Here is a 24,397-nt window from a genome sequence, read left to right as displayed (position 1 = left end):
TCTGATGGCCCGCGCCGCACGGCGGCGGGCCGAAGCCGTTCAGCGTTCCGTGCCACGCCCTTCTATTATCAGAGGGGAGTCGCGGGACCTGAACGGCTTTTTGTTATGCTTGTCAGACTTTGGGCAAGGCGTGCATTATCCTGCTCCGCGACCACGGGGGCGCCGCCCGATGGTGGCTATCGCCGCCGCCGCGCCGCCTTGCCATGGTCTTGTATCCACCGACACCTGTACTGCATGAACTACCCTCATCCGCTGATCGCCCGTGAAGGCTGGCCGTTCCTGGCCGGCGCCTTTGTCATCTCGCTGCTGGTGCACGCCAGCGCGGGCTTCTGGTGGGCGTTGCCGTTGTGGATCATCACGGTATTCGTGCTTCAGTTCTTCCGCGATCCGCCGCGCCCGATCCCGTCGCAACCCAACGCCGTGCTGGCCCCAGCGGACGGCCGCATCGTCGTGGTCGAAAAGACCCAGGACCCGTACGCCGGCCGCGAGGCGCTGAAGATCAGCGTCTTCATGAACGTCTTCAACGTGCACTCGAACCGGGTCTCGGTCGACGGCGCGGTCGAGAAGGTCGAATATTTCCCCGGCAAGTTCGTCAACGCCGACATGGACAAGGCCTCGGTCGAGAACGAGCGCAATGCCGTGCTGATCCGGCGCGCTGCGGACGGCCAGCTGGTGACGCTGGTGCAGGTGGCCGGCCTGGTGGCCCGCCGCATCCTGTGCTACACCAAGGTGGGCGACAACCTCGCGCGCGGCCAGCGCTACGGCTTTATCCGCTTCGGCTCGCGCGTGGACGTCTACCTGCCGCTCGATGCACGCCCGCGCGTGACCATCGGCGAGAAGGTATCGGCCTCGTCGACCATCCTCGCCGAACTCGACGTGAAGTGAGCGACAGCCTGACCGGAGGACTGTGATGGTTGCCTTCCATCGACGTAACAAGCGCAGCAGCAGCGGCAACGTGACCCACCTGCGGCCGTTCCGCCATAACCAGCTGCGCGGCGCCGACGATGACTTCGACGACGAAACCGCCGACGACCACGACATCGTCTACCAGCGTCCGCGCCGGCGCGGCATCTACCTGCTGCCCAACGCGTTCACCACCGCGGCGCTGTTCGCGGGTTTCTTCGCCATCGTCCAGGCCATGAACATGCGCTTCGATGCGGCGGCCATTGCCATCTTCGCGGCGATGGTGCTGGACGGCATGGACGGGCGCGTGGCGCGCATCACCAATACGCAGAGTGCGTTTGGCGAGCAGTATGACTCGCTGTCGGACATGACCTCTTTCGGGGTTGCGCCGGCGCTGGTGATGTATGAGTGGATCCTGCATGACCTGGGCAAGTGGGGGTGGATCGCAGCCTTTGTCTACTGCACCTGCGCGGCGCTGCGCCTGGCGCGCTTCAACGCCAACATCGGCGTGGTAGACAAGCGCTTCTTCCAAGGCCTGCCCAGCCCGGCCGCCGCCGCGCTGGTCGCGGGCTTCGTCTGGCTGGTGATCGACAACAAGCTGCCGGTCAAGGAGCTGTGGATGCCGTGGGTGGCGTTCGGCATCACGCTGTACGCCGGCCTGTCGATGGTGTCCAACGCGCCGTTCTACAGCGGCAAGGCGCTTGACGTTCGCTACCGCGTGCCGTTCGGCATGATGGTGCTGGTCCTGGTGCTGTTCGTGGTGGTGTCCACCGATCCGCCGGTGGCGCTGTTCGGCCTGTTCGTGGCCTATGCGATCTCGGGCTATGTGCTATGGGCCTGGCGGGCGATGCACGGCAAGCCGGCCATCGAGAAGAAGCAGCGCGAGAACGGCGCCAAGGCTTCATAGACGCTTCAGGCAGAAGGGCGCTCAGGCGCCCTTCATGCATTTCCGGGTTCACAATTGTTTTCATGCCGCGGCCATCGAGGCGTGGCACTCTGCAGTGTTTTCCACTCACCGTCAGGAGGATGTCATGGGCATGTTCGACTTCATCAAGGAAGCGGGAGAAAAGCTGTTCGGCACGGGCGAGGCCAAGGCCGCGCAAGAGGCCGCCGCGGCGGATGCGTCGGCGGAGAAGGTCGATGCGGCCAATCGCGCCGCGGGCGATGCGATCGAGGGCTACATCCGGAAGATGGGTCTGGATGCCACCGGGCTGATGGTGCAGGTGGACGGCTCGCAGGGGCTGGTCACGGTGTTCGGCGTGGCACCGGACCAGGCCACGCGCGAGAAGATCATCCTGTGCGCCGGCAACGTCGAGGGCGTGGACAAGGTCGAGGACAAGATGTCGGTCAACGTCGAATCCGCGGAATCGAGCTGGCATACCGTGGTCAAGGGCGACACGCTGTGGGCGGTCGCCCAGGCTGCTTACGGCAACGGTGCCGAGTACAACAAGATCTTCGAGGCCAACAAGCCGATGCTGAGCCACCCGGACAAGATCTACCCGGGCCAGAAGCTGCGCATTCCGCCCAAGGGCTGATCCGTGCCGCTGGCGCGTCCGGGCAATATGGGCTAAACCCTGTATTGCACGGGCGCGCCAACTCGGCTATAGTCGCTGGCATGATTTCGCGCCAAGTCCTAATCGCCCGCACCACCACCCTAGGTGGCCTACTAGGCCATCAGGTCGGGACGCGCGCGCGCTAAGGACGGACTTACCCCTTAGCGCGACATCCGCAAGGAATTTTTCCAACGCCCCGGCCTGCTCCATGCACGCCGGGGCGTTTTGCATTCCACAGCCGTGGAGCGCGGAACAGGCGGTAGGCCCCGGACGCAGCATGCCGGGGACAGCACACGACAAGCAATCAGGAGCTCCACAAAATGTCTGACAAACTCATCATTTTCGACACCACCTTGCGTGACGGCGAGCAGTCGCCCGGCGCCTCGATGACCCGCGAGGAAAAGATCCGCATCGCACGCCAGCTGGAACGCCTGAAGGTCGATGTGATCGAGGCCGGTTTCGCGGCGAGCTCCAACGGCGACTTCGAGGCCATCCGCTCGATCGCGCAGGTGGTCAAGGACTCGACCATCTGCTCGCTGGCCCGAGCCAACGACAAGGACATTGCCCGCGCCGCCGAGGCGCTCAAGCCGGCCAACTCGTTCCGCATCCACACCTTCATCGCCACCTCCGCGCTGCACATGGAGAAGAAGCTGCGCATGACGCCGGACGAGGTGTACCAGCAGGCCCGCCTGGCGGTGCGCTTTGCGCGCCAGTTCACCGACGATATCGAGTTCTCGCCGGAAGACGGCAGCCGCTCGGACATGGACTTCCTGTGCCGCGTGCTGGAAGGCGTGATCGCCGAGGGGGCGACCACCATCAACCTGCCGGATACCGTGGGCTATGCCGTGCCGGAAGGCTACGCCGAGCTGATCCGCTCGGTGCGCGAGCGCATTCCCAACTCGGACAAGGCGATCTGGTCGGTGCACTGCCACAACGACCTGGGCATGGCCGTGGCCAACTCGCTGGCCGCCGTCAAGATGGCCGGCGCGCGCCAGATCGAATGCACCATCAACGGCCTGGGCGAGCGCGCCGGCAACACCAGCCTGGAAGAAGTGGTGATGGCGGTGAAGACCCGCCGCGACTATTTCGACCTCGATATCGGCGTGGATACCACGCAGATCGTGCCGGCCTCGAAGCTGGTGTCGCAGATCACCGGTTTCGTGGTGCAGCCGAACAAGGCCGTGGTGGGCGCCAATGCCTTCGCGCATGCCTCGGGCATCCACCAGGATGGCGTGCTCAAGGCGCGCGACACCTACGAGATCATGCGCGCGGAGGATGTGGGCTGGAGCGCCAACAAGATCGTGCTGGGCAAGCTGTCGGGCCGCAACGCCTTCAAGCAGCGCCTGCAGGAACTGGGCATCGAGCTCGAGAGCGAGACCGAAGTCAACGCCGCCTTCACCCGCTTCAAGGAATTGGCCGACCAGAAGGCCGAGATCTTCGACGAGGACATCGTCGCCATCGTCTCGAACGAGGCCCAGCACGATGCCAACGAGCACTTCCGCTTTATCTCGCTGTCGCAGCGCTCCGAGACCGGTGAGCGCCCGCATGCGCGCGTGGTGTTCAGCATGGACGGCCAGGAGCAGAGCGGCGAGGGCGAGGGCAACGGCCCGGTCGACGCCACCCTGCATGCGATTGAATCACGCGTGTCCAGCGGCGCAGAGATGGTGCTCTATTCGGTGAATGCCATCACCGGCGGCACCGAGGCCCAGGGCGAAGTCACCGTGCGCCTGTCCAAGGCCGGCCGCATCGTCAACGGCGTGGGCACCGACCCGGATATCGTCGCCGCCTCGGCCAAAGCCTACCTGGCCGCGCTGAACAAGCTGCACGACAAGGCTGTGCAAAAGATCAATCCGCAGATCTGACCGAGGCCCCTGCGTAGACGGCGGAAGGCTTACCCGGCCTGAGCGTCCGGACCAGGCCCGCCATTCCCGACCCGGGGATGGCGGGCTTTTTTCATGGCTCAGCGGCGGCGCTCGTCGGGGTCGTACATCGGGTCGGGCGTGATCTGGGTCTGGCGCAGGATGCCGGCGTCGTCGAAATAGAAGTGGTACAGCGACGGCCACACGTCTTCATGGCGGAAGCGGTAGGACCAGACCTCGCGCCGCATCAGTGGGTAGTACTCGACCGGCAGGCGCGTCATGCCGAAATGCTCGGCCACATCCTGCCTGGTCCAGGTGCCGACCTGCGCCTTGTACAGTTCCAGCGTGGACAGCACATTGCTGAAGCGGGTCAGGTTGCCGTTGCGGTCGAAGTCGGCGCCATAGGCGTACTGGCCTAGCGGCTGCTTGGTGTAGATCCAGCGCGAGGTACCGTCGCGCAGCTGGAACACATCGGTGGGCGGCCCGAACGCGGCCTGTACTGCGGCCTGCGGCTGGCCCACCAGCTTGGTGCCTTCCGGTACCGGCATCAGCGTGGTGCAGGCAGACAGCATGGCGGCGCCCAGCGCCAGCAAGAGCCGGCGCGCGCCGTTGGCGATGACAGAATTCATGGCGAACCTCGGTCAATGCGTGGATGGTGAATACCGCAAGTGTAGTGCGGCCTCCGCGCTTGTGTGCGCCGGGCGCTGCTTTTCGGTGGATCTTCGCGCAACCTGGCGCTTTCCTCGCGGAAACGGCACCAATGATCGGGCCCGGTGGCATTTGCCCGCAACCGGTCGCTGCCGTACTATCCTGCGCTTTCCGGGAGAGAACATGAAGGTTGCGGGACGGTGGCGTGGATGGCTGGGCGGGTTGTTGCTGGCGGCCGCGGCGGGCGCGTCAGCTCAAGAGCCGATCCGGCTGGGCATGATCGACGGGTTGTCCGGCCCGTTTGCCAACGCAGGCGAAGCCGTGACGCGCAACCTGCGCCTGGCGATCGAGCGCATCAATGCGCGCGGCGGCGTGAAGACCGCAGAGGGTGCGCGGCCCATGGAGCTGGTCACCTTTGACAGCAAGGGCAATGTCGACGAGAGCCTGATCCAGTTGCGGGCCCTGACCGACAAGCGCATTCCCTTTGTCCTGCAGGGCAACAGCTCGGCCGTGGCCGGCGCGCTGGTGTCGGCCATCAACCGCCACAATGCGCGCCAGCCCGACGCGCGCGCGCTGTTCCTGAATTACTCGGCGGTCGATCCCAGCCTGACCAACGAGAACTGCAGCTTCTGGCACTTCCGTTTCGACGCCAGCGCCGATATGCGCATGCAGGCGCTGACCGAGGTGATCCGCCAGGACCAGGCCGTGCGCCGCGTCTACCTGATCGACCAGGACTACAGCTTCGGCCACCAGGTGTCGCGCTCGGCGCGCGAGATGCTGGCGGCGCGCCGGCCGGACATCCAGATCGTGGGCGACGAGTTCCACCCGATCGGCAAGATCAAGGACTTTGCGCCCTATATCGCCAAGATCAAGGCGAGCGGGGCGGACGCGGTCATCACCGGCAACTGGGGCAACGACCTGACGCTGATGGTCAAGGCCGCGCGCGAAGGCGGCCTGCAGGCCAAGTTCTACACCTTCTACGGCAATGGCCTGGGCGCGCCCGCGGCGATGGGCGATGCCGGCGTGGGCCGCGTGCTGGCGGTGGCCGAGTGGCACCCGAACGTGGGCGGGGCGGCGTCGGACGCGTTCTACCAGCAGTTCCGCGCGCGCTATCCGGAGCCGAAGGACGACTACGTGCACCTGCGCATGCAGATGATGGTGGAAATGCTGGCGCGCGCGATCGAGCAGGCCGGTTCCACCGATGCGGTCAAGGTGGCGCGCGCGCTCGAGAACATGCGCTACGTCAACCAGTTCCACGAGGCCACCGTGCGCGCCGACGACCACCAGGTGCTGCAGCCGCTGTACGTGTCCGTGATGGAGCGCCAGGGCGGGGCAGTGCGCTTCGACAACGAGGGCTCGGGTTATGGCTTCCGTACCGTGCGCAAGCTCAAGGCCGCGCAGACCACGCTGCCGACCACGTGCCGGATGGAGCGCCCCTGAGCGCCAGCGCGCCTGCGCGGGCCGCCCGGTATTCCTGCCGCGGCTTTTCGGCTATAATCCGCGGCTGTCGTTGCCTGGCCGTTGGCCCGGTGGCGGCGGTAGCCAGTCAAAACATGGCACGACGCATGCGGCGCATCCCGCGCTGTAGCGTTCGCAAGTGAAAGGAAATCATCATGGCAGTTGCCGATATCAACAAGTCCGAAGTCATCAAGCAGTTCGCACGTGGCGCCAACGACACTGGCAGCCCCGAAGTGCAAGTGGCCCTGCTGACCACCCGCATCAACGAACTGACCCCGCACTTCAAGGCCAACATGAAGGATCACCACAGCCGCCGCGGTCTGCTGCGCATGGTGAGCCGCCGTCGCCGCCTGCTGGACTACCTCAAGTCCAACGACGCCGACCGTTACCGCGCCCTGATCGAAAAGCTGGGCCTGCGCAAGTAAGGTTGCGCCCGATGGCAGCGCGATTCCAGGGTTTGCACGGTTTCGCGTGAGGCCTCGATGCCTGCTTCAGCAATGCTGGGGCAGGCATTTTGCATTTCTGGCGGGGTGAATCCGCCTTGTCCAGCGATGCAGGCAGATGATGGAGTGATTTTCGCTTCACGCCGCCCGGCGGACATTCTGATTCACCGGGCGCCCGTTGCAGCAAGCTGCGCAACGGAGTAAGTTGTTCTTTTTTCTGTTTTCAATACCCCGGACCGGCCAAAGAAACAGGGCTTTGTGTCATTCCAGCACGGCATCGGCAACGCCGGTGCCGCGCTGGAATGGCATAGCACTTCCCTGCGACTGCGACCGGCGACCCGGCAGTTTGCCTGCGGCTGAGAACGCAGGCGTCGCAGGCCGTGCGCGTGTTATTGCGTGATTGCGCGGCCTGCACGCAAGCCAAGGAATGCACATGTCCATGTTCAACAAGATCGTCAAGGAATTCCAGTGGGGCCAGCACACGGTCCGCATGGAAACCGGCGAAATCGCCCGCCAGGCCGGCGGTGCCGTGCTGGTCGATGTGGAAGACACCGTGGTGCTGGCGACCGTGGTCGCCGCCAAGAGCCCGAAGCCGGGCCAGGACTTCTTCCCGCTGACCGTCGACTACATCGAGAAGACCTACGCAGCCGGCAAGATCCCCGGCGGCTTCTTCAAGCGTGAAGGCCGTCCGTCGGAAAACGAGACCCTGACCTCGCGCCTGATCGACCGTCCGCTGCGCCCGCTGTTCCCGGAAGGCTTCTACAATGACGTCCAGGTGGTGATCCACGTGGTGTCGCTGAACCCGGAAGTGCCCGCTGACATTCCCGCGCTGATCGGCGCGTCGGCCGCGCTGGCCGTGTCGGGCATCCCGTTCAACGGCCCGGTTGGCGCCGCGCGCGTGGGCTACAAGGATGGCCAGTACCTGCTCAACCCGACCCGCTCGCAGCTCGCCACCTCGGACCTGGACCTGGTGGTCGCCGGTACCGAGCGCGCCGTGCTGATGGTGGAATCGGAAGCCAACCAGCTGTCGGAAGACGTCATGCTGGGCGCCGTGGTCTATGGCCACGAGCAAATGCAGATCGCGATCAACGCCATCCATGAGCTGGTGCGCGAAGGCGGCAAGCCCGAGTGGGACTGGGCCCCGGCCGCCAAGAACGAGCCGCTGATCGCCAAGGTCACCGAAGTTGCACTGCCGCTGCTGCAGGAAGCCTACCAGTTGCGCCAGAAGTCGGCCCGCAGCCAGAAGCTGAAGGAAGTAAACGCCAACGTGGCGGCCGCGCTGGCAGCCGCCGGCGTGGAAGCCGACAAGGTGGAAGTCGGCAACATCATGTTCGACCTGGAAGCCAAGATCGTGCGCGGCCAGGTGCTGGCCGGCGAGCCGCGTATCGACGGGCGCGACACCCGCACGGTGCGCCCGATCGAGATCCGCTCGTCGGTGCTGCCGCGCGCGCACGGCTCGGCGCTGTTCACCCGTGGTGAAACGCAGGCGCTGGTGGTGGCCACGCTCGGCACCAAGAGCGACGAGCAGATCATCGACGCACTGGCCGGCGAATACCGCGACCGCTTCATGCTCCACTACAACATGCCCCCGTTCGCCACCGGTGAAACCGGCCGCGTGGGCAGCCCGAAGCGCCGTGAAATCGGCCACGGCCGCCTGGCCAAGCGCGCGCTGATCCCGGTGCTGCCGAAGGACGATGAATTCGCCTACACCATCCGCCTGGTTTCGGAAATCACCGAATCCAACGGCTCGTCGTCGATGGCTTCGGTCTGCGGCGGCTGCCTGGCGCTGATGGACGCCGGCGTTCCGGTCAAGGCGCACGTGGCCGGCGTGGCCATGGGCCTGATCCTGGAAGGCAACAAGTTTGCCGTGCTGACCGACATCCTGGGCGATGAAGATCACCTGGGCGACATGGACTTCAAGGTGGCGGGTACCGACAACGGCATCACCGCGCTGCAGATGGACATCAAGGTCCAGGGCATCACCAAGGAGATCATGCAGGTCGCGCTGGCGCAGGCCCGTGAAGGCCGCCTGCACATCCTGCACAAGATGCAGGAAGCGATGGGCCACGCCCGCACCGAACTGTCGGCGCACGCTCCGCGCATGATCACCATGAAGATCCATCCGGACAAGATCCGCGAAGTGATCGGCAAGGGCGGCTCGACCATCCAGGCGCTGACCAAGGAAACCGGCACCACCATCGACATCCAGGAAGACGGCACGATCACGATCGCGTCGACCTCGACCGACGGCATGGCCGAAGCCAAGCGCCGCATCGAGGGCATCACCGCGGAAGCCGAAGTGGGCAAGATCTACGCCGGCACCGTGCTGAAGCTGCTGGACTTCGGCGCCATCGTCAACATCCTGCCGGGCAAGGATGGCCTGCTGCACATCTCGGAAATCGTCAACGAGCGTGTCAAGGACATCAAGGACTGGCTGAAGGAAGGCCAGCAAGTCCGCGTCAAGCTGATCCAGGCTGACGAGAAGGGCCGCCTGCGCCTGTCGCTGAAGGCCGCGCTGGCCGAAGAGGGCGGCAGCATCAGCCCGATCAACGCCGGCGAAGCCGCCGCGCCGGCGGCTCCGGCCGAAGGCTCGGAACAGCAGTAAAGCCAGCGGGGCAGGATTGCCCGCAGGTGCCGCCGCAAGGTGGCGCCGCCAAAAAAACGGCTGGACGATGTCCAGTCGTTTTTTTGTTTACACTGCCGGCAACCCTATCGAGCCAAGGCTCACACCGACCCTGGCGCGATGCATCGTCGACCCGCGCCAAGACAAGTACAAGGAGCAGAGCAGCATGCAAGCCATCGAAATCCGCGAATACGGTGCCCCCGAAGTCCTCCAGCTGACCGAGCGTCCCGACCCGGTTGCGGGTGCGGGCGAGGTCCTGATCCGCGTGGCTGCCGCCGGTGTCAACCGTCCGGACGTATTCCAGCGCACCGGCAACTACCCGGTGCCGCCGGGTGCTTCGGACCTGCCCGGCCTGGAAGTGGCGGGCGTGGTGGTGGGCGGCGACCTGTCGCATGCCGACAACCGCTTCGGCCTGAAGGTGGGCGACCGCGTCTGCGCGCTGGTGCGGGGCGGCGGCTACGCACAGCTGTGCACGGCGCCGCTGGCGCAGGTCCTGCCCGCGCCGCAAGGCCTGAGCGATATCGAGGCCGCGGCGCTGCCCGAGACCTTCTTCACCGTCTGGAGCAATGTGTTCGACCGCGGCTGCCTGGGCCAGGGCCCGCGCGGCAAGGATGAGACCCTGCTGATCCAGGGCGGCTCCAGCGGCATCGGCACGACCGCGATCCAGATCGCCAAGGCGCTGGGCTACAAGGTGTTCGTCACCGCCGGCACCGATGAGAAATGCAAGGCCTGCGAAGACCTGGGCGCCGACCGCGCGATCAACTACAAGACGCAGGACTTCGTCGCCGAGGTGTCGGCGCTGACCGGCGGCAACGGTGTCGACGTGATCCTCGACATGGTTGCCGGCCCGTACCTGGCGCGCGAGCTGAAGTGCATCGCCGACGATGGCCGCATCGTCATCATTGCGCTGCTGGGCGGCGCCAAGGCCGAGATCCCGCTGGGCGATATCCTGCGCCGGCGCATCACCGTGACCGGCTCCACGCTGCGTCCGCGCCCGGCATCGTTCAAGGGCAAGATTGCCGCGGCACTGCACGAGCAGGTGTGGCCGCTGCTGGCCGCCGGCAAGATCAAGCCGGTGATCCACGAGGTGTTCCCGGCCGCGCAGGCGGCCGATGCGCATCGCCTGATGGAGTCAAGCGAGCATATCGGCAAGATCGTGCTGACCTGGTAAGGCACATCGACCGTTGCATGTGGCCAATGCTGCCGCCCGCCGCCATCGGGCGGCGGTAGCGCCGTGCCCCCGCCACAAGCTACAATAGCGGGTTTGATTTGGGAGGGGCACTTCGTGAGACAAAAGCTCGTCATCGGCAATTGGAAGATGCATGGCAGTCTGGCTGCAAACGCGGCGCTGCTGGAGGGCATCAAGGCTGGCGCGGCCAAGGCGACGCTGGCGGTCTGCGCGCCGTTCCCCTATCTTGCACAATGCCAGGCGTTGCTGAATGGCTCGCAAGTGGCCTGGGGTGCACAAGATGTGTCGGCAGAGGCGCGCGGCGCCTTCACCGGTGAAGTCGCGGCATCGATGGTGGGTGAGTTTGGCTGCACTTATGTGCTGGTCGGCCACTCGGAGCGCCGCATCTATCATGGCGAAACCGACCAGACCGTGGCGGCGAAGGCGCTGCGCGCGCTGGAATTCGGCATCGTCCCGGTAGTCTGCGTGGGTGAAACCCTGGCCCAGCGCGACGCGGGCGAAACCGAAGCGGTGGTCGGCAGGCAGCTGCAGGCCGTGCTGGACGCGCTGACGGTGGAGCAGCTGAGCCGCGTGGTGCTGGCCTATGAGCCGGTCTGGGCGATCGGCACTGGCAAGACCGCCACCAGCGAGCAGGCGCAGGCGGTGCACGCGTTCCTGCGTGGCCAGGTTGCCGCGCGCGACGCGGGTGTGGCCGAGCGCATGGCCATCCTGTACGGCGGCAGCGTCAAGCCGGACAATGCGGCCGAACTGTTTTCCATGACCGATATCGACGGGGGCCTGATTGGCGGCGCCTCGCTGAAGTCGGAAGATTTTCTCGCGATCGGCAACGCCTGAATGCCGGCCGTTCCGATCGACCGATCAGGCAAGTAACCAGCCAGTAAGGCTTATCTAAATCAAATGGCAATCTTCAAGACTTTGTTGGTGGTGCTGCAGGTGTTGTCGGCGCTGGGCGTGATTGGCCTGGTGCTGATCCAGCATGGCAAGGGCGCCGATGTCGGCGCGGCATTCGGTTCGGGCGCCTCGGGCAGCCTGTTCGGTGCCACCGGCTCGGCAAACTTCCTGTCGCGCACCACCGCCGTGCTGGCCACGCTGTTCTTCGTCTGCACGCTGGCGCTAACGCTGCTGGGCAACTACAAGCCGGCTGCATCGCTGGGCGTGATGGGCGCGGCGCCGGCTTCGGCGCCCGCAGTGGCAGGTGCTTCGGCTCCCGCTGCAGCCCCGGCAGCGGCCGCTGATGCATCGGCGCCGGCAGCTCCCGCTGTACCGAAATAATCCGTAAGCCTTGCGGCGGATTCCTGAGTTTTTTTGCAGTTGTGCGTTGAACAAAGCAAGAAATCTAGGTTAGAATGCAAGGCTTGAAACGATTCCCCAGCGATGGGTTCCGAGCAAAGACGTAAGCCTCTGCAACGGACCTGAAGGGCCTGAAAACCCGGCGCCAGGCAATATTGTTTCTCCCCCAGCCGACGTGGTGAAATTGGTAGACACGCTATCTTGAGGGGGTAGTGGCGAAAGCTGTGCGAGTTCGAGTCTCGCCGTCGGCACCAAACAACTTGATCGGAGTCCCTGGCCGGGCAATGCACCCGAGCGTGGGGCTCCGGCAGTCCGCAAGGCGGCGCGCCATGAGGCTCATGGCTTAGCGCCTGGGGTGGGCAACAGGACGCCGCTTCAGCTGGTGCTGTTGACAACATTCCAGATAAGGCTGGCCGTACCTTGAATCTCGAAGCCTACTTCCCCGTTCTCATCTTCATCATCTTCGGTGTCGTGCTTGGCGTGGCGCTGATGTCGATCGGTCGGATCCTCGGTCCGAACAAGCCCGATCCCGCGAAGCTGTCGCCGTACGAGTGCGGCTTCGAAGCGTTCGAGGACGCGCGCATGAAGTTCGATGTGCGCTACTACCTCATCGCCATCCTGTTTATCCTGTTCGACCTCGAAACCGCCTTCCTGTTTCCGTGGGGTGTCGCCCTGCGCGATATCGGCTGGCCGGGTTTCATCGCCATGGGCGTGTTTCTGCTGGAATTCATCGTGGGCTTCGTCTACATCTGGAAAAAGGGCGCGCTCGATTGGGAGTGATGTGAAATGGCAATCGAAGGCGTTCTCAACGAAGGCTTTGTCACGACAACCGCTGACAAGCTGATCAACTGGACCCGCACCGGGTCGCTGTGGCCGATGACCTTCGGCCTGGCCTGCTGTGCCGTGGAAATGATGCATGCCGGCGCCGCGCGCTACGACATGGACCGCTTCGGCGTGATTTTCCGCCCGTCGCCGCGCCAGTCGGACGTGATGATCGTGGCCGGCACGCTGTGCAACAAGATGGCCCCCGCGCTGCGCAAGGTCTACGACCAGATGGCAGAACCGCGCTGGGTGATCTCGATGGGCTCGTGCGCCAATGGCGGCGGCTACTACCACTACTCGTACTCGGTGGTGCGTGGCTGCGACCGCATCGTGCCGGTGGATATCTACGTGCCGGGCTGCCCGCCGACGGCCGAGGCGCTGATCTACGGCGTGATCCAGCTGCAGAACAAGATCAAGCGCACCAACACCATCGCGCGCAAGGGCTGAAATGGCGAAGCTTGACATCCTGAAGGCCGCGCTCGAGAAAGCTCTCGGCAAGCGCGTGCAGAACCTGATCGAGGCGACCGGCGAACTGACGCTGATCGTCAAGGCCGACGACTACCTCGAAGTTGCCCGCATCCTGCGCGACGATCCGTCGCTGCGCTTCGAGCAGCTGATCGACCTGTGCGGCGTGGACTATTCCGAGTACGGCGACGGTGCCTGGGACGGCCTGCGCTTTGCCGCGGTTTCGCAGCTGCTGTCGATCACCCACAACTGGCGCCTGCGCGTGCGCGTGTTCGCCCCGGACGATGATTTCCCGGTGCTGCCGTCGCTGATCGACGTGTGGAACGGCGTCAACTGGTTCGAGCGTGAAGCCTTCGATTTCTACGGCATCGTGTTCGACGGCCATCCGGACCTGCGCCGCATCCTGACCGACTACGGTTTCGTCGGCCATCCGTTCCGCAAGGATTTCCCGGTTTCGGGCTTCGTCGAGATGCGCTACGACCCGGAGCAGAAGCGGGTCATCTACCAGCCGGTCACGATCGAGCCGCGCGAAATCACCCCGCGCGTGATCCGCGAGGACAACTACGGCGGCTTGCACTGATAACGCGCCATGGCAGACATCAAGAACTACACCCTGAACTTCGGCCCGCAACACCCGGCAGCGCACGGCGTGCTGCGCCTGGTGCTGGAGCTGGACGGCGAAGTCATCCAGCGCGCCGACCCCCATATCGGCCTGCTGCACCGTGCCACCGAGAAGCTGGCCGAGCAGAAGACCTGGATCCAGAGCGTGCCGTACATGGACCGACTCGACTATGTGTCGATGATGGTCAACGAGCACGCCTACGTGATGGCGATCGAGCGCCTGCTGGGCCTGGAAGTGCCGGTGCGCGCGCAGTACATCCGCGTGATGTTCGACGAGATCACCCGCCTGCTGAACCACCTGATGTGGATCGGCTCGCACGCGCTGGACGTGGGCGCGATGGCGGTGTTCCTGTACGCCTTCCGCGAGCGCGAGGACATGTTCGACATGTACGAGGCGGTGTCGGGCGCGCGCATGCACGCGGCCTACTACCGTCCGGGCGGCGTCTACCGCGACCTGCCTGACACGATGCCGCAATATCGTGCCTCCAAGGTACACAACGAGCGCGCGATCAAGGCCATGAACGAGGCGCGTTCGGGCTCGCTGCTGGACTTCATCGAGGACTTCACCAACCGGTTCCCGAAGTACGTCGACGAATACGAGACGCTGCTGACCGACAACCGGATCTGGAAGCAGCGCCTGGTGGATATCGGCGTGGTCAGCCCGGAACGTGCGCTGCAGATGGGCTTTACCGGCCCGATGCTGCGTGGCTCCGGCATCGAGTGGGACCTGCGCAAGAAGCAGCCGTACGAGGTGTACGACAAGCTGGACTTCGACGTGCCGGTGGGCGTGGGCGGTGACTGCTACGCGCGCTACCTGGTGCGCGTGGAAGAGATGCGCCAGTCCAACCGCATCATCAAGCAGTGCGTGGAATGGCTGCGCCGTAACCCGGGCCCGGTGATCACCGACAACCACAAGGTGGCGCCGCCCTCGCGCGTGGACATGAAGTCCAACATGGAAGAACTGATCCACCACTTCAAGCTGTTCACCGAAGGCATGCACGTGCCGGAAGGCGAAGCATATGCAGCGGTGGAGCATCCGAAGGGCGAATTTGGCATCTACGCGATCTCGGACGGGGCCAACAAGCCGTACCGCCTGAAGATCCGTGCACCTGGTTTCCCCCACCTGGCCGCGCTCGACGAAATGGCCAAGGGACACATGATTGCTGACGCGGTAACGATCATCGGCACGCAAGACATCGTCTTCGGCGAGATCGACCGCTAATCACGGACCGCCGGCCCGGACGACGATCCGGGCGCTTTCCGCGGCGCTCCCCAAGGGGGAGCGGGCGGAAGACCCGCGGCGGACCGGTACGGCCTCAGGCCTGCCGGCGGAACGGGCAGCGACGGCTGCAAACCTGCGGAAGGGAACGCCCGGTGGCGCTGCCTGACGCCGTTTTACTGCAATGACCATGCTATCAGCAGAAGCTCTCAAGGAAATCGATCGCGCGATCGCGAAGTATCCGGCCGACCAGAAGCAGTCGGCCGTGATGGCGGCGCTTGCCGTGGCGCAGGGCGAGGTGGGCTGGGTTTCCCCCGAAGTCATGCAGTTCGTCGCCAACTACCTCGAGATGCCGCCCGTGTGGGTGGAAGAGGTGGCGACCTTCTACAACATGTATGACACCAAGCCGGTGGGCAAATTCAAGCTCGCCGTCTGCACCAACCTGCCGTGCGCCCTGTCGGGCGGCGAGCGGGCTGGCGAGTACCTGAAGCGCAAGCTCGGGATCGACTACAACGAGACCACCGCTGACGGCTGCTTCACCCTGAAAGAGGGCGAGTGCATGGGCGCTTGCGGCGACGCGCCGGTGATGATCGTCAACAACACCCGCATGTGCAGCTTCATGAGCGACGACAAGCTCGACGCGCTTGTCGACGAGCTCAAGAGCGAAGCCGCCAAGGGGGACAAGTAATATGACCAGTCTGCACGACCGCCATATCCAGCCGCTGATCCTGGCCGGCCTGGACGGCAAGAATTGGCACCTGGAAGACTACGTCAAGCGTGGCGGCTACCAGCAACTGAAGCGCATCCTGACCGAGAAGATCCCGCCCGAGCAGGTGATCGCCGATGTCAAGACATCGGGCCTGCGTGGCCGCGGCGGTGCGGGTTTCCCGACCGGGCTGAAGTGGAGCTTCATGCCGCGCACCTTCCCGGGTCAGAAATACCTGGTCTGCAACACCGATGAAGGCGAGCCCGGCACGTTCAAGGACCGCGACATCATCCGCTACAACCCGCACTCGCTGATCGAAGGCATGGCCATCGGCGCGTATGCGATGGGCATCACCGTGGGCTACAACTACATCCACGGCGAAATCTGGAACGAGTACAAGATCTTCGAGGAAGCCCTCGAAGAGGCGCGCGCGGCCGGCTTCCTGGGTGACAACATCCTGGGCTCGGGCTTCGATTTCCAGCTGCACGCGCACCACGGCTACGGCGCCTATATCTGCGGCGAGGAAACCGCGCTGCTCGAATCGCTGGAAGGCAAGAAGGGCCAGCCGCGTTTCAAGCCGCCGTTCCCGGCCAGCTTTGGCCTGTACGGCAAGCCGACCACCATCAACAACACCGAGACCTTCGCCGCGGTGCCGTTCCTGCTGGCCGTCGGCCCCGAGAACTACCTGAAGCTGGGCAAGCCGAACAACGGCGGCACCAAGATCTTCTCGATCTCGGGCGACGTCGAGCGTCCCGGCAACTACGAGATCCCGCTGGGCACGCCGTTCGCCAAGCTGCTGGAGCTCGCCGGCGGCATGCGCGGCGGCAAGCGCATCAAGGCGGTAATCCCGGGCGGTTCGTCCGCGCCGGTGGTGCCGGGCGACCTGATGATGGCGTCCGACATGGACTATGACTCGATCGCCAAGGCCGGCTCGATGCTGGGCTCGGGCGCGGTGATCGTGATGGACGAGACGCGCTGCATGGTCCGCTCGCTGCTGCGCCTGTCGTACTTCTATTTTGAGGAATCGTGCGGCCAGTGCACGCCCTGCCGCGAAGGCACCGGCTGGCTCTACCGCATGGTCAATCGCATCGAACACGGAGAGGGGCGCCAGGAAGACCTGGACCTGCTCAACAACGTCGCGGAAAACATCATGGGCCGCACCATCTGCGCGCTCGGCGATGCCGCGGCGATGCCGGTCCGCGGCATGCTCAAGCACTACTGGAAAGAGTTCGAATATCACGTCGAACACAAGCAGTGCATGGTTCCGGCCTACATCTAAGCGTGGCAGAACATGGTTGAACTAGAGATCGACGGCAAGAAGGTTGAGGTTGCTGAAGGCAGCCTGGTGATGGAAGCAGCCCGCAAGCTGGGCACCTATATCCCGCACTTCTGCTACCACCGCAAACTGTCCATCGCGGCCAACTGCCGCATGTGCCTGGTCGAGGTCGAAAAGGCCCCGAAGGCGCTGCCTGCCTGCGCCACGCCGGTGACCCCCGGCATGAAGGTCTTCACCAATTCGGAGAAGGCGGTCAAGGCGCAGAAGTCCGTGATGGAATTCCTGCTGATCAACCACCCGCTCGACTGCCCGATCTGCGATCAGGGCGGCGAATGCCAGCTGCAGGATCTGGCCGTGGGCTACGGTGCCTCGGAGTCGCGCTACAAGGAAGAGAAGCGCGTGGTGTTCCACAAGAACGTGGGCCCGCTGATCTCCATGGAGGAGATGACCCGCTGCATCCACTGCACCCGCTGCGTGCGTTTCGGCCAGGAAGTGGCCGGCGTGATGGAGCTGGGCATGCTGGGCCGCGGCGAGCATTCCGAGATCACCACCTTCGTCGGCAAGACCGTCGATTCGGAACTGTCGGGCAACATGATCGACCTGTGCCCGGTCGGCGCGCTGACCAGCAAGCCGTTCCGCTACTCGGCCCGCACCTGGGAACTGGCCCGCCGCAAGTCGGTGTCGCCGCACGACGGCCTGGGCGCGAATCTGGTGGTGCAGACCAAGAACCAGCGCGTGATGCGCGTGCTGCCGCTGGAAAACGAAGACATCAACGAGTGCTGGATCTCCGACAAGGACCGCTTCTCGTATGAAGGCCTGAACAGCGCCGACCGCCTGACCCGCCCGCTGCTGAAGCAGGGCGGCGAATGGATGGAAACCGACTGGCAGACCGCACTCGAATACGTGGCCAACGGCCTGGCCGGCATCAAGCGCGAGCACGGCGCCGACCAGATCGCCGCGCTCGCCAGCCCGCACAGCACGCTCGAAGAATTGTTCCTGCTGGGCAAGCTGATGCGCGGCCTGGGCAGCGACAACGTCGACTTCCGCCTGCGCCAGTCCGACTTCTCGGCCGCGCTCAAGGGCGCGCCGTGGCTCGGCATGCCGGTGGCCGACGTGACCACGCTGCAACGCGTGCTGGTGATCGGCTCGTCGCTGCGCAAGGATCATCCGCTGCTGGCCTCGCGCCTGCGCCAGGCTACCAAGAAGGGCGCCCGCGTGGCCGTGCTGGGCGCCGGCGGTGAAGACCTGCTGATGCCCGTGGCCGCCCGCATCGACGTGGCGCCGTCGGGCTGGACCGCGGCCCTCGCCGGCGTGGCCCGTGCCGTGGCCGCTGCCAAGGGCATGGCCGCCCCGGCCGGCACCGAAGGTTTCGACGGTGGCGATGTTGCCGCCAAGACGGCCGAAGCGCTGCTGTCGGGCGAGCGCCGCGCGGTGTTCCTCGGCAACGAGGCCGTGCGCCATCCGCAGTTCTCGGCGCTGCACGCGCTGGCACAGTGGATCGCCACTGAAACCGGTGCGACGCTGGGCTTCCTGACCGAAGCCGCCAACACCGTCGGCAGCTATGTCGCCGGCGCGCTGCCCAGGCAGGGTGGCGCCAATGCGCAGGCGATGCTGGACACGCCGCGCAAGGCCTACATCCTGCTGAACACCGAACCCGAGTTCGACGCCGCCGACCCGCGCAAGGCGCTGGCCGCGCTGGCCCAGGCCGGCACGGTGGTGGTGCTGTCGCCGTTCCGCTCGGAAGCGGCCATGCAGTACGCCGACGTGATCCTGCCGGTGACGCCGTTCACGGAAACCGCCGGCACCTTCGTCAACTGCGAAGGCAAGCCGCAGAGCTTCAACGGCGTGGTCCGCGCGCTGGGCGAATCGCGTCCGGGCTGGAAGGTGCTGCGCGTGCTGGGCAACCTGCTGGACGTGGCCGGCTTCGACTACGAAACCGCCGAGTCGGTGCGTGCCGAAGTGCTGTCGGCCCCGGTCGACGCGCAGCTGGACAACGCCACCGACGCGCCGATCCGCGTTGCCGCCGCTGCCGCCAACGGCATCGAACGCATCGCCGATGTGCCCATCTACCACGCCGACCCGATCGTGCGCCGCGCCGAATCGCTGCAGCTGAGCGCTGCCGCGCGCCGCGCCATGCAGATCTCGCTGCCGGCCGACTTGTTCGCCAGCCTTGGCATCCAGTCCGGCGATCCGGTGCGGGTCACGCAAGGGCAGGGCAGCGTGGTGCTGCCGGCCGTGCTCGAAGCCACGCTCCCGGCCAACACCGTGCGCGTGCCGGCGGCAACGCCGGCGGCCATGAGCCTGGGCGCGATGTACGGCACGGTCACCGTAGAGAAGGCCATTGACCTGGCGCCGGCCACCGGCACCGTGGCCACGGCGTAAGAACAAGAGCGAGAACAAGACATGATTGACTGGATTACCTCGCAAGGACAGGGCCTGCTGGGTGCCTACTGGACACCGCTGTGGATCCTGATTCGCGCCGTGATTATCGTGGTGCCGCTGCTGCTGTGCGTGGCTTACCTGATCCTGTGGGAGCGCAAGCTGATCGGCTGGATGCACGTCCGTATCGGTCCGAACCGCGTGGGTCCGCTGGGCCTGCTGCAGCCGATCGCCGACGTGCTGAAGCTGCTGCTCAAGGAAGTCATGATGCCCACGCAGGTCAGCCGGGGCATGTACCTGATTGCCCCGCTGATGGTGCTGATGCCTGCCGTGGCGGTCTGGGCCGTGATTCCGTTCCAGGCTGAAGTGGTGCTGGCGGACGTCAACGCCGGCCTGCTGTACGTGATGGCGATCAGCTCGGTGGGCGTGTACGGCGTGATCCTGGCCGGCTGGGCCTCGAACTCCAAGTACGCCTTCATCGGCGCCATGCGCGCCGCGGCCCAGATGGTGTCGTATGAAATCGCCATGGGCTTTGCGCTGGTGACGGTGCTGATGGTTGCCGGCAGCCTGAACCTGTCGGCCATCGTCAATGGCCAGAACACCGGTTACTTTGCCGACATGGGCATCAACATCCTGTCGTGGAACTGGCTGCCGCTGCTGCCGATGTTCGGCGTCTACTTTATCTCGGGCGTGGCCGAAACCAACCGCCACCCGTTCGACGTGGTGGAAGGCGAGTCGGAAATCGTGGCCGGCCACATGATCGAATACTCGGGCATGGGCTTCGCGCTGTTCTTCCTGGCCGAGTACATCAACATGATCATCATCTCGACGATGACCGCGCTGATGTTCCTGGGCGGCTGGGCGCCCCCGGTCGATAGCGTGCTGACCAATGCGATCCCGGGCTTCTTCTGGCTGGTGATCAAGGTATTCCTGCTGCTGTCCGTCTTCATCTGGATCCGTGCCTCGTTCCCGCGCTACCGCTATGACCAGATCATGCGCCTGGGCTGGAAGGTGTTCATCCCGCTGACGGTGGCGTGGCTGATCATCGTGGCGATCTGGATCAAGTCGCCCTGGAACATCTGGCACTGAACGGCCAAACGACGGTGCGCGCCGTGGCGCGCACCGTGTGGAAATACTAGGAAGCATCATGCTGCTCGCCATCAAGGACTTCTTCAACAGCCTGCTCCTGAAGGAACTCTTCAAGGGCATGGCCCTGACCGGCCGCTATCTCTTCGCGCGCAAGATCACCGTCCAGTTCCCGGAAGAGAAAACGCCGATCTCGCCGCGCTTCCGTGGCCTGCACGCGCTGCGCCGCTACCCCAACGGGGAAGAGCGCTGCATCGCCTGCAAGCTGTGCGAGGCGGTGTGCCCGGCGCTGGCCATCACGATCGAGTCCGACGCGCGCGCCGACGGCACGCGCCGCACGACCCGCTATGACATCGACCTGACCAAGTGCATCTTCTGCGGTTTCTGCGAAGAGGCCTGCCCGGTCGACGCCATCGTGGAAACACAGATCCTGGAGTACCACGGCGAGAAGCGCGGCGACCTGTACTTCACCAAGGACATGCTGCTGGCAGTGGGCGACCGCTACGAGCCGCAGATCGCCGCAGCCAAGGCTGCCGACGCGAAGTACCGCTAAGCCGAAGCAGCGACAGAAGTAACGACCGGTTCGCGGCTGCCGCAAGCAGCAGACCTGGCAGCCGCCGCCACCGAATTTGAATGCGGTCCCTGCAATGCAAGGGGCCAATGCAAGGATGCCGCAGGAGCGGGCCACCCGAGGGGTGGCTTGTGCCGGACGGCCCAGAGAGGATCCGATAGGGACCATGGAACTCACGACCACCATCTTCTACGTCTTTGCGCTGGTGCTGGTGCTCTCCGCACTGAAAGTCATCACTGCGAAGAACCCGGTGCATTCCGCACTGTTCCTCGTGCTGTCGTTCTTCACGGCCGCGGCGATCTGGATGCTGCTCAAGGCGGAATTCCTCGCCATCCTGCTGGTGCTGGTCTATGTCGGCGCGGTGATGGTGCTGTTCCTGTTCGTGGTGATGATGATCGATATCGACATCGAGCACCTGCGGCGGGACTTCTGGACCTACGTGCCGATGGCCTCGGTGGTGGGCGCGCTGATCATCGCCGAAATGGCGATCGTGCTGGTGCGCAACTTTATCGGCACCACCACGCCGGTGGCCACCAACGGTTCGCAGGACCCGGGCTACTCGAACACCGCCGCGCTCGGCAAGCTGATCTACACCGACTATATCTACGCCTTCGAAGTGGCCGGCATCATCCTGCTGGTGGCAATCATCGCCGCCGTGGCGCTGACCCTGCGCCGCCGCAAGGACGTCAAGGCCCAGGACGTGTCGGCGCAGCTGCGCACCCGCCGCGACGAGCGCGTGCGCCTGGTGCCGATGCAGTCCGAAGGCCAGACCCAGCAGACGGAAGCCGCGGCTGCCGCCAATAAGAACTAAAGCCCGGAGAAATCGCTGTGCTCTCTCTCGCTCATTTCCTCGTGCTCGGTGCGATCCTGTTTGCGATCAGCATCGTCGGCATCTTCCTGAACCGCAAGAACGTGATCGTGCTGCTGATGGCGATCGAACTGATGCTGCTTGCGGTGAACATCAACTTCGTCGCCTTCTCGCATTACCTGGGCGACCTGGCTGGTCAGGTTTTCGTTTTCTTCATCCTCACGGTGGCCGCCGCCGAGTCGGCAATCGGTCTCGCCATCCTGGTTGTGCTGTTCCGCAACCTGGATACGATCAACGTGGACGACATGGATACCCTCAAGGGCTGATCCGTGGCGCACTACGCAGATACCCAAGACTCACCGACCGCACACCACTAAGCGTCCTATGGCAACCACGCTCAACCCCAACCTGCTGCTTGCGATCCCGCTGGCGCCGCTAGTCGGCTCCGCGATCGCCGGCCTGTTCGGTACCAAGTTCTTTGACCTGTTTTCCTCGGAGTCGCGCGGCGGCCGGATGGTGGCCCACACCTCGACGATTCTGGGCGTGGCCATTGCCTGCGTGCTGTCGGTGATGGTGCTGCTCGACGTGATGAACGGCGCCGGCTACAACGGCACCGTCTACGAGTGGATGGCCATCGGCAGCCTGAAGATGGAGGTCGGCTTCCTGGTCGACTCGCTGACCGCGATGATGATGGTGGTGGTGACCTTCGTCTCGCTGATGGTGCACATCTACACCGTCGGCTACATGGACGGGGACCCCGGCTACAACCGCTTCTTCGCCTACATCTCGCTGTTCACCTTCTCGATGCTGATGCTGGTGATGAGCAACAACTTCCTGCAGCTGTTCTTCGGCTGGGAAGCGGTGGGCCTGGTGTCGTACCTGCTGATCGGCTTCTGGTACACCCGCCCGACGGCGATCTTCGCCAACATGAAGGCGTTCCTGGTCAACCGCGTCGGCGACTTCGGCTTTATCCTCGGCATCGGCCTGCTGCTGGCCTACGCCGGCAGCATGAACTACACCGAAGTGTTCGCCGCGCGCGACCAGCTGGCGACCGTGATCTTCCCGGGCACCGACTGGCTGATGATCACCGTGGCCTGCATCTGCCTGTTCATCGGCGCGATGGGCAAGTCGGCGCAGTTCCCGCTGCACGTCTGGCTGCCTGACTCGATGGAAGGCCCGACCCCGATCTCGGCGCTGATCCACGCGGCAACGATGGTGACCGCCGGCATCTTCATGGTGGCGCGCATGTCGCCGCTGTTCGAGCTGTCGGATACGGCGCTGTCCTTCGTGCTGGTGATCGGTGCCATCACGGCGCTGTTCATGGGCTTCCTGGGCATCATCCAGAACGACATCAAGCGCGTGGTCGCTTACTCGACCCTCTCGCAGCTGGGCTACATGACCGTGGCGCTGGGCGCTTCGGCATACTCGGTGGCCGTGTTCCACCTGATGACGCACGCGTTCTTCAAGGCACTGCTGTTCCTGGGTGCGGGCTCGGTCATCATCGGCATGCACCACGACCAGGACATCCGCAACATGGGCGGCCTGCGCAAGTACATGCCGATCACCTGGATCACCTCGCTGGTGGGTTCGCTGGCGCTGATCGGCACGCCGTTCTTCGCGGGCTTCTACTCCAAGGACTCGATCATCGAGGCCGTGGCCGAGTCGCATATCGCGGGTTCGGGCTTTGCCTACTTCGCCGTGCTGGCGGGCGTGTTCGTCACCGCGTTCTACTCGTTCCGCATGTACTTCCTGGTCTTCCACGGCAAGGAGCGCTGGGGCCAGAACCATGCCCACCAGCATCATGAAGGCGACCATGAGGACGAAGAGGTCTCGCACGACCACCACCATGGCCTGGCCGCCGGCGAGAAGCCGCACGAGTCGCCGTGGGTGGTGACGCTGCCGCTGGTGCTGCTGGCGATCCCGTCGGTGATCGTCGGTGCGATCGCGATCGAGCCGATGCTGTTTGGTAATTTCTTCAAGAACGGCATCGCGTTCAAGGACGTGATCTTCGTTGGCGAGAACCACCACGCCATGGCCGAGCTCAAGGAAGCATTCCACGGCTGGGTGGCAATGGCGATCCACTCGCTGACCACGCCCGTGCTGTGGCTGGCCGTCGCCGGTGTGGTGCTGTCCTGGTTCTTCTATATGAAGCGCCCGGATATCCCTGAAGCCATCGCGAACCGCTTCTCGGGTCTCTACAAGCTGCTGGACAACAAGTACTACATGGACGCCATCAACCAGGCCGTGTTCGCCCGCGGCGCACGCCTGCTCGGTACCGGCCTGTGGAAGGGCGGCGACCAGAGCCTGATCGACGGCCTGTTCGTTAACGGCGCGGCGCGCCTGGTGGCTTCGTTTGCTTCGGCAAGCCGCTACCTGCAGTCGGGCTATATCTACCACTACGCGTTCGCGATGATCGTCGGCATGCTGGTGCTGCTGACGCTAACGGTCACGGGCGTGATCGGCACCAAGTGATAGGCA

General features: G+C 64.8%; 23 protein-coding genes and 1 tRNA gene. 23 read left to right on the top strand and 1 reads right to left on the bottom strand.

Annotated features, from left to right (window positions below; translation table 11 throughout):
* Positions 1 to 234: 234 nt before the first annotated feature.
* From AC3WVS_RS26130 to AC3WVS_RS26115, 4 genes are all read left to right on the top strand, one after another.
* Complete coding sequence (locus tag AC3WVS_RS26130; RefSeq protein ID WP_492320925.1) at positions 235 to 885, top strand: phosphatidylserine decarboxylase; 651 nt, start codon at positions 235 to 237, stop codon at positions 883 to 885.
* Positions 886 to 910: 25 nt separating this feature from the next.
* Positions 911 to 1,810 (top strand): CDP-diacylglycerol--serine O-phosphatidyltransferase, encoded by a 900-nt coding sequence (gene pssA, locus AC3WVS_RS26125; RefSeq protein ID WP_492320924.1) that lies wholly within the window; start codon positions 911 to 913, stop codon positions 1,808 to 1,810.
* A 124-nt stretch (positions 1,811 to 1,934) separates the two neighbouring features.
* Positions 1,935 to 2,438: a peptidoglycan-binding protein LysM gene (gene lysM / locus AC3WVS_RS26120; protein WP_492320923.1), complete on the top strand. Its 504-nt coding sequence runs from the start codon at positions 1,935 to 1,937 to the stop codon at positions 2,436 to 2,438.
* 338 nt (positions 2,439 to 2,776) lie between these two features.
* The gene (locus AC3WVS_RS26115; protein WP_010809139.1) at positions 2,777 to 4,318 is read left to right on the top strand and encodes a 2-isopropylmalate synthase; all 1,542 of its coding nucleotides are present in this window, start codon (positions 2,777 to 2,779) and stop codon (positions 4,316 to 4,318) included.
* A 98-nt stretch (positions 4,319 to 4,416) separates the two neighbouring features.
* Here AC3WVS_RS26115 and AC3WVS_RS26110 read toward each other — a convergent pair whose 3' ends face one another.
* Complete coding sequence (locus AC3WVS_RS26110) at positions 4,417 to 4,944, bottom strand: hypothetical protein (RefSeq protein ID WP_492320922.1); 528 nt, start codon at positions 4,942 to 4,944, stop codon at positions 4,417 to 4,419.
* Positions 4,945 to 5,146: 202 nt separating this feature from the next.
* Between AC3WVS_RS26110 and AC3WVS_RS26105 the strand changes: the two genes are divergently transcribed.
* From AC3WVS_RS26105 to nuoL, 19 genes are all read left to right on the top strand, one after another.
* Complete coding sequence (locus AC3WVS_RS26105) at positions 5,147 to 6,403, top strand: branched-chain amino acid ABC transporter substrate-binding protein (protein WP_492320921.1); 1,257 nt, start codon at positions 5,147 to 5,149, stop codon at positions 6,401 to 6,403.
* Positions 6,404 to 6,576: 173 nt separating this feature from the next.
* The gene (gene rpsO, locus AC3WVS_RS26100) at positions 6,577 to 6,846 is read left to right on the top strand and encodes a 30S ribosomal protein S15 (protein ID WP_010809136.1); all 270 of its coding nucleotides are present in this window, start codon (positions 6,577 to 6,579) and stop codon (positions 6,844 to 6,846) included.
* 451 nt (positions 6,847 to 7,297) lie between these two features.
* Positions 7,298 to 9,469, top strand: coding sequence for a polyribonucleotide nucleotidyltransferase (gene pnp / locus AC3WVS_RS26095; protein ID WP_492320920.1), 2,172 nt, complete (start codon positions 7,298 to 7,300; stop codon positions 9,467 to 9,469).
* A gap of 184 nt (positions 9,470 to 9,653) precedes the next feature.
* Positions 9,654 to 10,658, top strand: coding sequence for an NAD(P)H-quinone oxidoreductase (locus AC3WVS_RS26090; protein ID WP_492320919.1), 1,005 nt, complete (start codon positions 9,654 to 9,656; stop codon positions 10,656 to 10,658).
* A 114-nt stretch (positions 10,659 to 10,772) separates the two neighbouring features.
* Positions 10,773 to 11,510 (top strand): triose-phosphate isomerase, encoded by a 738-nt coding sequence (gene tpiA / locus AC3WVS_RS26085; protein WP_492320918.1) that lies wholly within the window; start codon positions 10,773 to 10,775, stop codon positions 11,508 to 11,510.
* A 63-nt stretch (positions 11,511 to 11,573) separates the two neighbouring features.
* Positions 11,574 to 11,948, top strand: a complete 375-nt coding sequence (secG, locus tag AC3WVS_RS26080) for a preprotein translocase subunit SecG (protein WP_010809132.1) — start codon at positions 11,574 to 11,576, stop codon at positions 11,946 to 11,948.
* A 187-nt stretch (positions 11,949 to 12,135) separates the two neighbouring features.
* Positions 12,136 to 12,220: transfer RNA gene (locus AC3WVS_RS26075), tRNA-Leu, on the top strand.
* 166 nt (positions 12,221 to 12,386) lie between these two features.
* Complete coding sequence (locus AC3WVS_RS26070) at positions 12,387 to 12,746, top strand: NADH-quinone oxidoreductase subunit A (protein ID WP_010809131.1); 360 nt, start codon at positions 12,387 to 12,389, stop codon at positions 12,744 to 12,746.
* A 6-nt stretch (positions 12,747 to 12,752) separates the two neighbouring features.
* Positions 12,753 to 13,235, top strand: a complete 483-nt coding sequence (locus tag AC3WVS_RS26065; RefSeq protein WP_008643342.1) for a NuoB/complex I 20 kDa subunit family protein — start codon at positions 12,753 to 12,755, stop codon at positions 13,233 to 13,235.
* Between the two features lies 1 nt (position 13,236).
* Positions 13,237 to 13,833: an NADH-quinone oxidoreductase subunit C gene (locus tag AC3WVS_RS26060; RefSeq protein ID WP_010809130.1), complete on the top strand. Its 597-nt coding sequence runs from the start codon at positions 13,237 to 13,239 to the stop codon at positions 13,831 to 13,833.
* A gap of 9 nt (positions 13,834 to 13,842) precedes the next feature.
* On the top strand, positions 13,843 to 15,096 hold the full coding sequence (locus AC3WVS_RS26055; protein ID WP_492320917.1) for an NADH-quinone oxidoreductase subunit D: 1,254 nt from the start codon (positions 13,843 to 13,845) through the stop codon (positions 15,094 to 15,096).
* Positions 15,097 to 15,283: 187 nt separating this feature from the next.
* Positions 15,284 to 15,781, top strand: a complete 498-nt coding sequence (gene nuoE / locus AC3WVS_RS26050) for an NADH-quinone oxidoreductase subunit NuoE (RefSeq protein ID WP_492320916.1) — start codon at positions 15,284 to 15,286, stop codon at positions 15,779 to 15,781.
* A gap of 1 nt (position 15,782) precedes the next feature.
* The gene (gene nuoF / locus AC3WVS_RS26045; RefSeq protein ID WP_340528743.1) at positions 15,783 to 17,078 is read left to right on the top strand and encodes an NADH-quinone oxidoreductase subunit NuoF; all 1,296 of its coding nucleotides are present in this window, start codon (positions 15,783 to 15,785) and stop codon (positions 17,076 to 17,078) included.
* 12 nt (positions 17,079 to 17,090) lie between these two features.
* Positions 17,091 to 19,457 carry an NADH-quinone oxidoreductase subunit NuoG gene (gene nuoG, locus AC3WVS_RS26040; protein WP_492320915.1) on the top strand — a complete coding sequence of 789 codons (2,367 nt, stop codon included), beginning with the start codon at positions 17,091 to 17,093 and terminating at the stop codon, positions 19,455 to 19,457.
* Positions 19,458 to 19,478: 21 nt separating this feature from the next.
* Positions 19,479 to 20,543, top strand: a complete 1,065-nt coding sequence (gene nuoH, locus AC3WVS_RS26035) for an NADH-quinone oxidoreductase subunit NuoH (RefSeq protein ID WP_340528739.1) — start codon at positions 19,479 to 19,481, stop codon at positions 20,541 to 20,543.
* A 58-nt stretch (positions 20,544 to 20,601) separates the two neighbouring features.
* Positions 20,602 to 21,093, top strand: a complete 492-nt coding sequence (gene nuoI, locus AC3WVS_RS26030) for an NADH-quinone oxidoreductase subunit NuoI (protein ID WP_010809124.1) — start codon at positions 20,602 to 20,604, stop codon at positions 21,091 to 21,093.
* A gap of 184 nt (positions 21,094 to 21,277) precedes the next feature.
* Positions 21,278 to 21,922 carry an NADH-quinone oxidoreductase subunit J gene (locus tag AC3WVS_RS26025; RefSeq protein ID WP_010809123.1) on the top strand — a complete coding sequence of 215 codons (645 nt, stop codon included), beginning with the start codon at positions 21,278 to 21,280 and terminating at the stop codon, positions 21,920 to 21,922.
* 17 nt (positions 21,923 to 21,939) lie between these two features.
* Positions 21,940 to 22,245, top strand: a complete 306-nt coding sequence (nuoK, locus tag AC3WVS_RS26020; protein ID WP_010809122.1) for an NADH-quinone oxidoreductase subunit NuoK — start codon at positions 21,940 to 21,942, stop codon at positions 22,243 to 22,245.
* A gap of 58 nt (positions 22,246 to 22,303) precedes the next feature.
* Positions 22,304 to 24,391 (top strand): NADH-quinone oxidoreductase subunit L, encoded by a 2,088-nt coding sequence (nuoL, locus tag AC3WVS_RS26015; protein ID WP_492320914.1) that lies wholly within the window; start codon positions 22,304 to 22,306, stop codon positions 24,389 to 24,391.
* Positions 24,392 to 24,397 lie beyond the last annotated feature (6 nt).

The organism is Cupriavidus sp. CPT47-8839-RL05A, assembly GCF_058792255.1.
This window is presented reverse-complemented; position numbering and strand designations above follow the sequence as displayed.

What these genes read in the sequence shown, in the direction of transcription:
- nuoF (WP_340528743.1), top strand. Translation starts at nt 15,783, where the DNA reads ATGACCAGTCTGCACGACCGCCATATCCAGCCGCTGATCCTGGCCGGC.
- nuoE (WP_492320916.1), top strand. Translation starts at nt 15,284, where the DNA reads ATGCTATCAGCAGAAGCTCTCAAGGAAATCGATCGCGCGATCGCGAAG.
- AC3WVS_RS26055 (WP_492320917.1), top strand. Translation starts at nt 13,843, where the DNA reads ATGGCAGACATCAAGAACTACACCCTGAACTTCGGCCCGCAACACCCG.
- nuoH (WP_340528739.1), top strand. Translation starts at nt 19,479, where the DNA reads ATGATTGACTGGATTACCTCGCAAGGACAGGGCCTGCTGGGTGCCTAC.
- pssA (WP_492320924.1), top strand. Translation starts at nt 911, where the DNA reads ATGGTTGCCTTCCATCGACGTAACAAGCGCAGCAGCAGCGGCAACGTG.
- AC3WVS_RS26130 (WP_492320925.1), top strand. Translation starts at nt 235, where the DNA reads ATGAACTACCCTCATCCGCTGATCGCCCGTGAAGGCTGGCCGTTCCTG.
- AC3WVS_RS26060 (WP_010809130.1), top strand. Translation starts at nt 13,237, where the DNA reads ATGGCGAAGCTTGACATCCTGAAGGCCGCGCTCGAGAAAGCTCTCGGC.
- nuoI (WP_010809124.1), top strand. Translation starts at nt 20,602, where the DNA reads ATGCTGCTCGCCATCAAGGACTTCTTCAACAGCCTGCTCCTGAAGGAA.
- nuoG (WP_492320915.1), top strand. Translation starts at nt 17,091, where the DNA reads ATGGTTGAACTAGAGATCGACGGCAAGAAGGTTGAGGTTGCTGAAGGC.
- lysM (WP_492320923.1), top strand. Translation starts at nt 1,935, where the DNA reads ATGGGCATGTTCGACTTCATCAAGGAAGCGGGAGAAAAGCTGTTCGGC.
- pnp (WP_492320920.1), top strand. Translation starts at nt 7,298, where the DNA reads ATGTCCATGTTCAACAAGATCGTCAAGGAATTCCAGTGGGGCCAGCAC.
- AC3WVS_RS26065 (WP_008643342.1), top strand. Translation starts at nt 12,753, where the DNA reads ATGGCAATCGAAGGCGTTCTCAACGAAGGCTTTGTCACGACAACCGCT.
- rpsO (WP_010809136.1), top strand. Translation starts at nt 6,577, where the DNA reads ATGGCAGTTGCCGATATCAACAAGTCCGAAGTCATCAAGCAGTTCGCA.
- nuoL (WP_492320914.1), top strand. Translation starts at nt 22,304, where the DNA reads ATGGCAACCACGCTCAACCCCAACCTGCTGCTTGCGATCCCGCTGGCG.
- AC3WVS_RS26105 (WP_492320921.1), top strand. Translation starts at nt 5,147, where the DNA reads ATGAAGGTTGCGGGACGGTGGCGTGGATGGCTGGGCGGGTTGTTGCTG.
- AC3WVS_RS26025 (WP_010809123.1), top strand. Translation starts at nt 21,278, where the DNA reads ATGGAACTCACGACCACCATCTTCTACGTCTTTGCGCTGGTGCTGGTG.
- AC3WVS_RS26110 (WP_492320922.1), bottom strand. Translation starts at nt 4,944, where the DNA reads ATGAATTCTGTCATCGCCAACGGCGCGCGCCGGCTCTTGCTGGCGCTG.
- AC3WVS_RS26090 (WP_492320919.1), top strand. Translation starts at nt 9,654, where the DNA reads ATGCAAGCCATCGAAATCCGCGAATACGGTGCCCCCGAAGTCCTCCAG.
- AC3WVS_RS26115 (WP_010809139.1), top strand. Translation starts at nt 2,777, where the DNA reads ATGTCTGACAAACTCATCATTTTCGACACCACCTTGCGTGACGGCGAG.
- secG (WP_010809132.1), top strand. Translation starts at nt 11,574, where the DNA reads ATGGCAATCTTCAAGACTTTGTTGGTGGTGCTGCAGGTGTTGTCGGCG.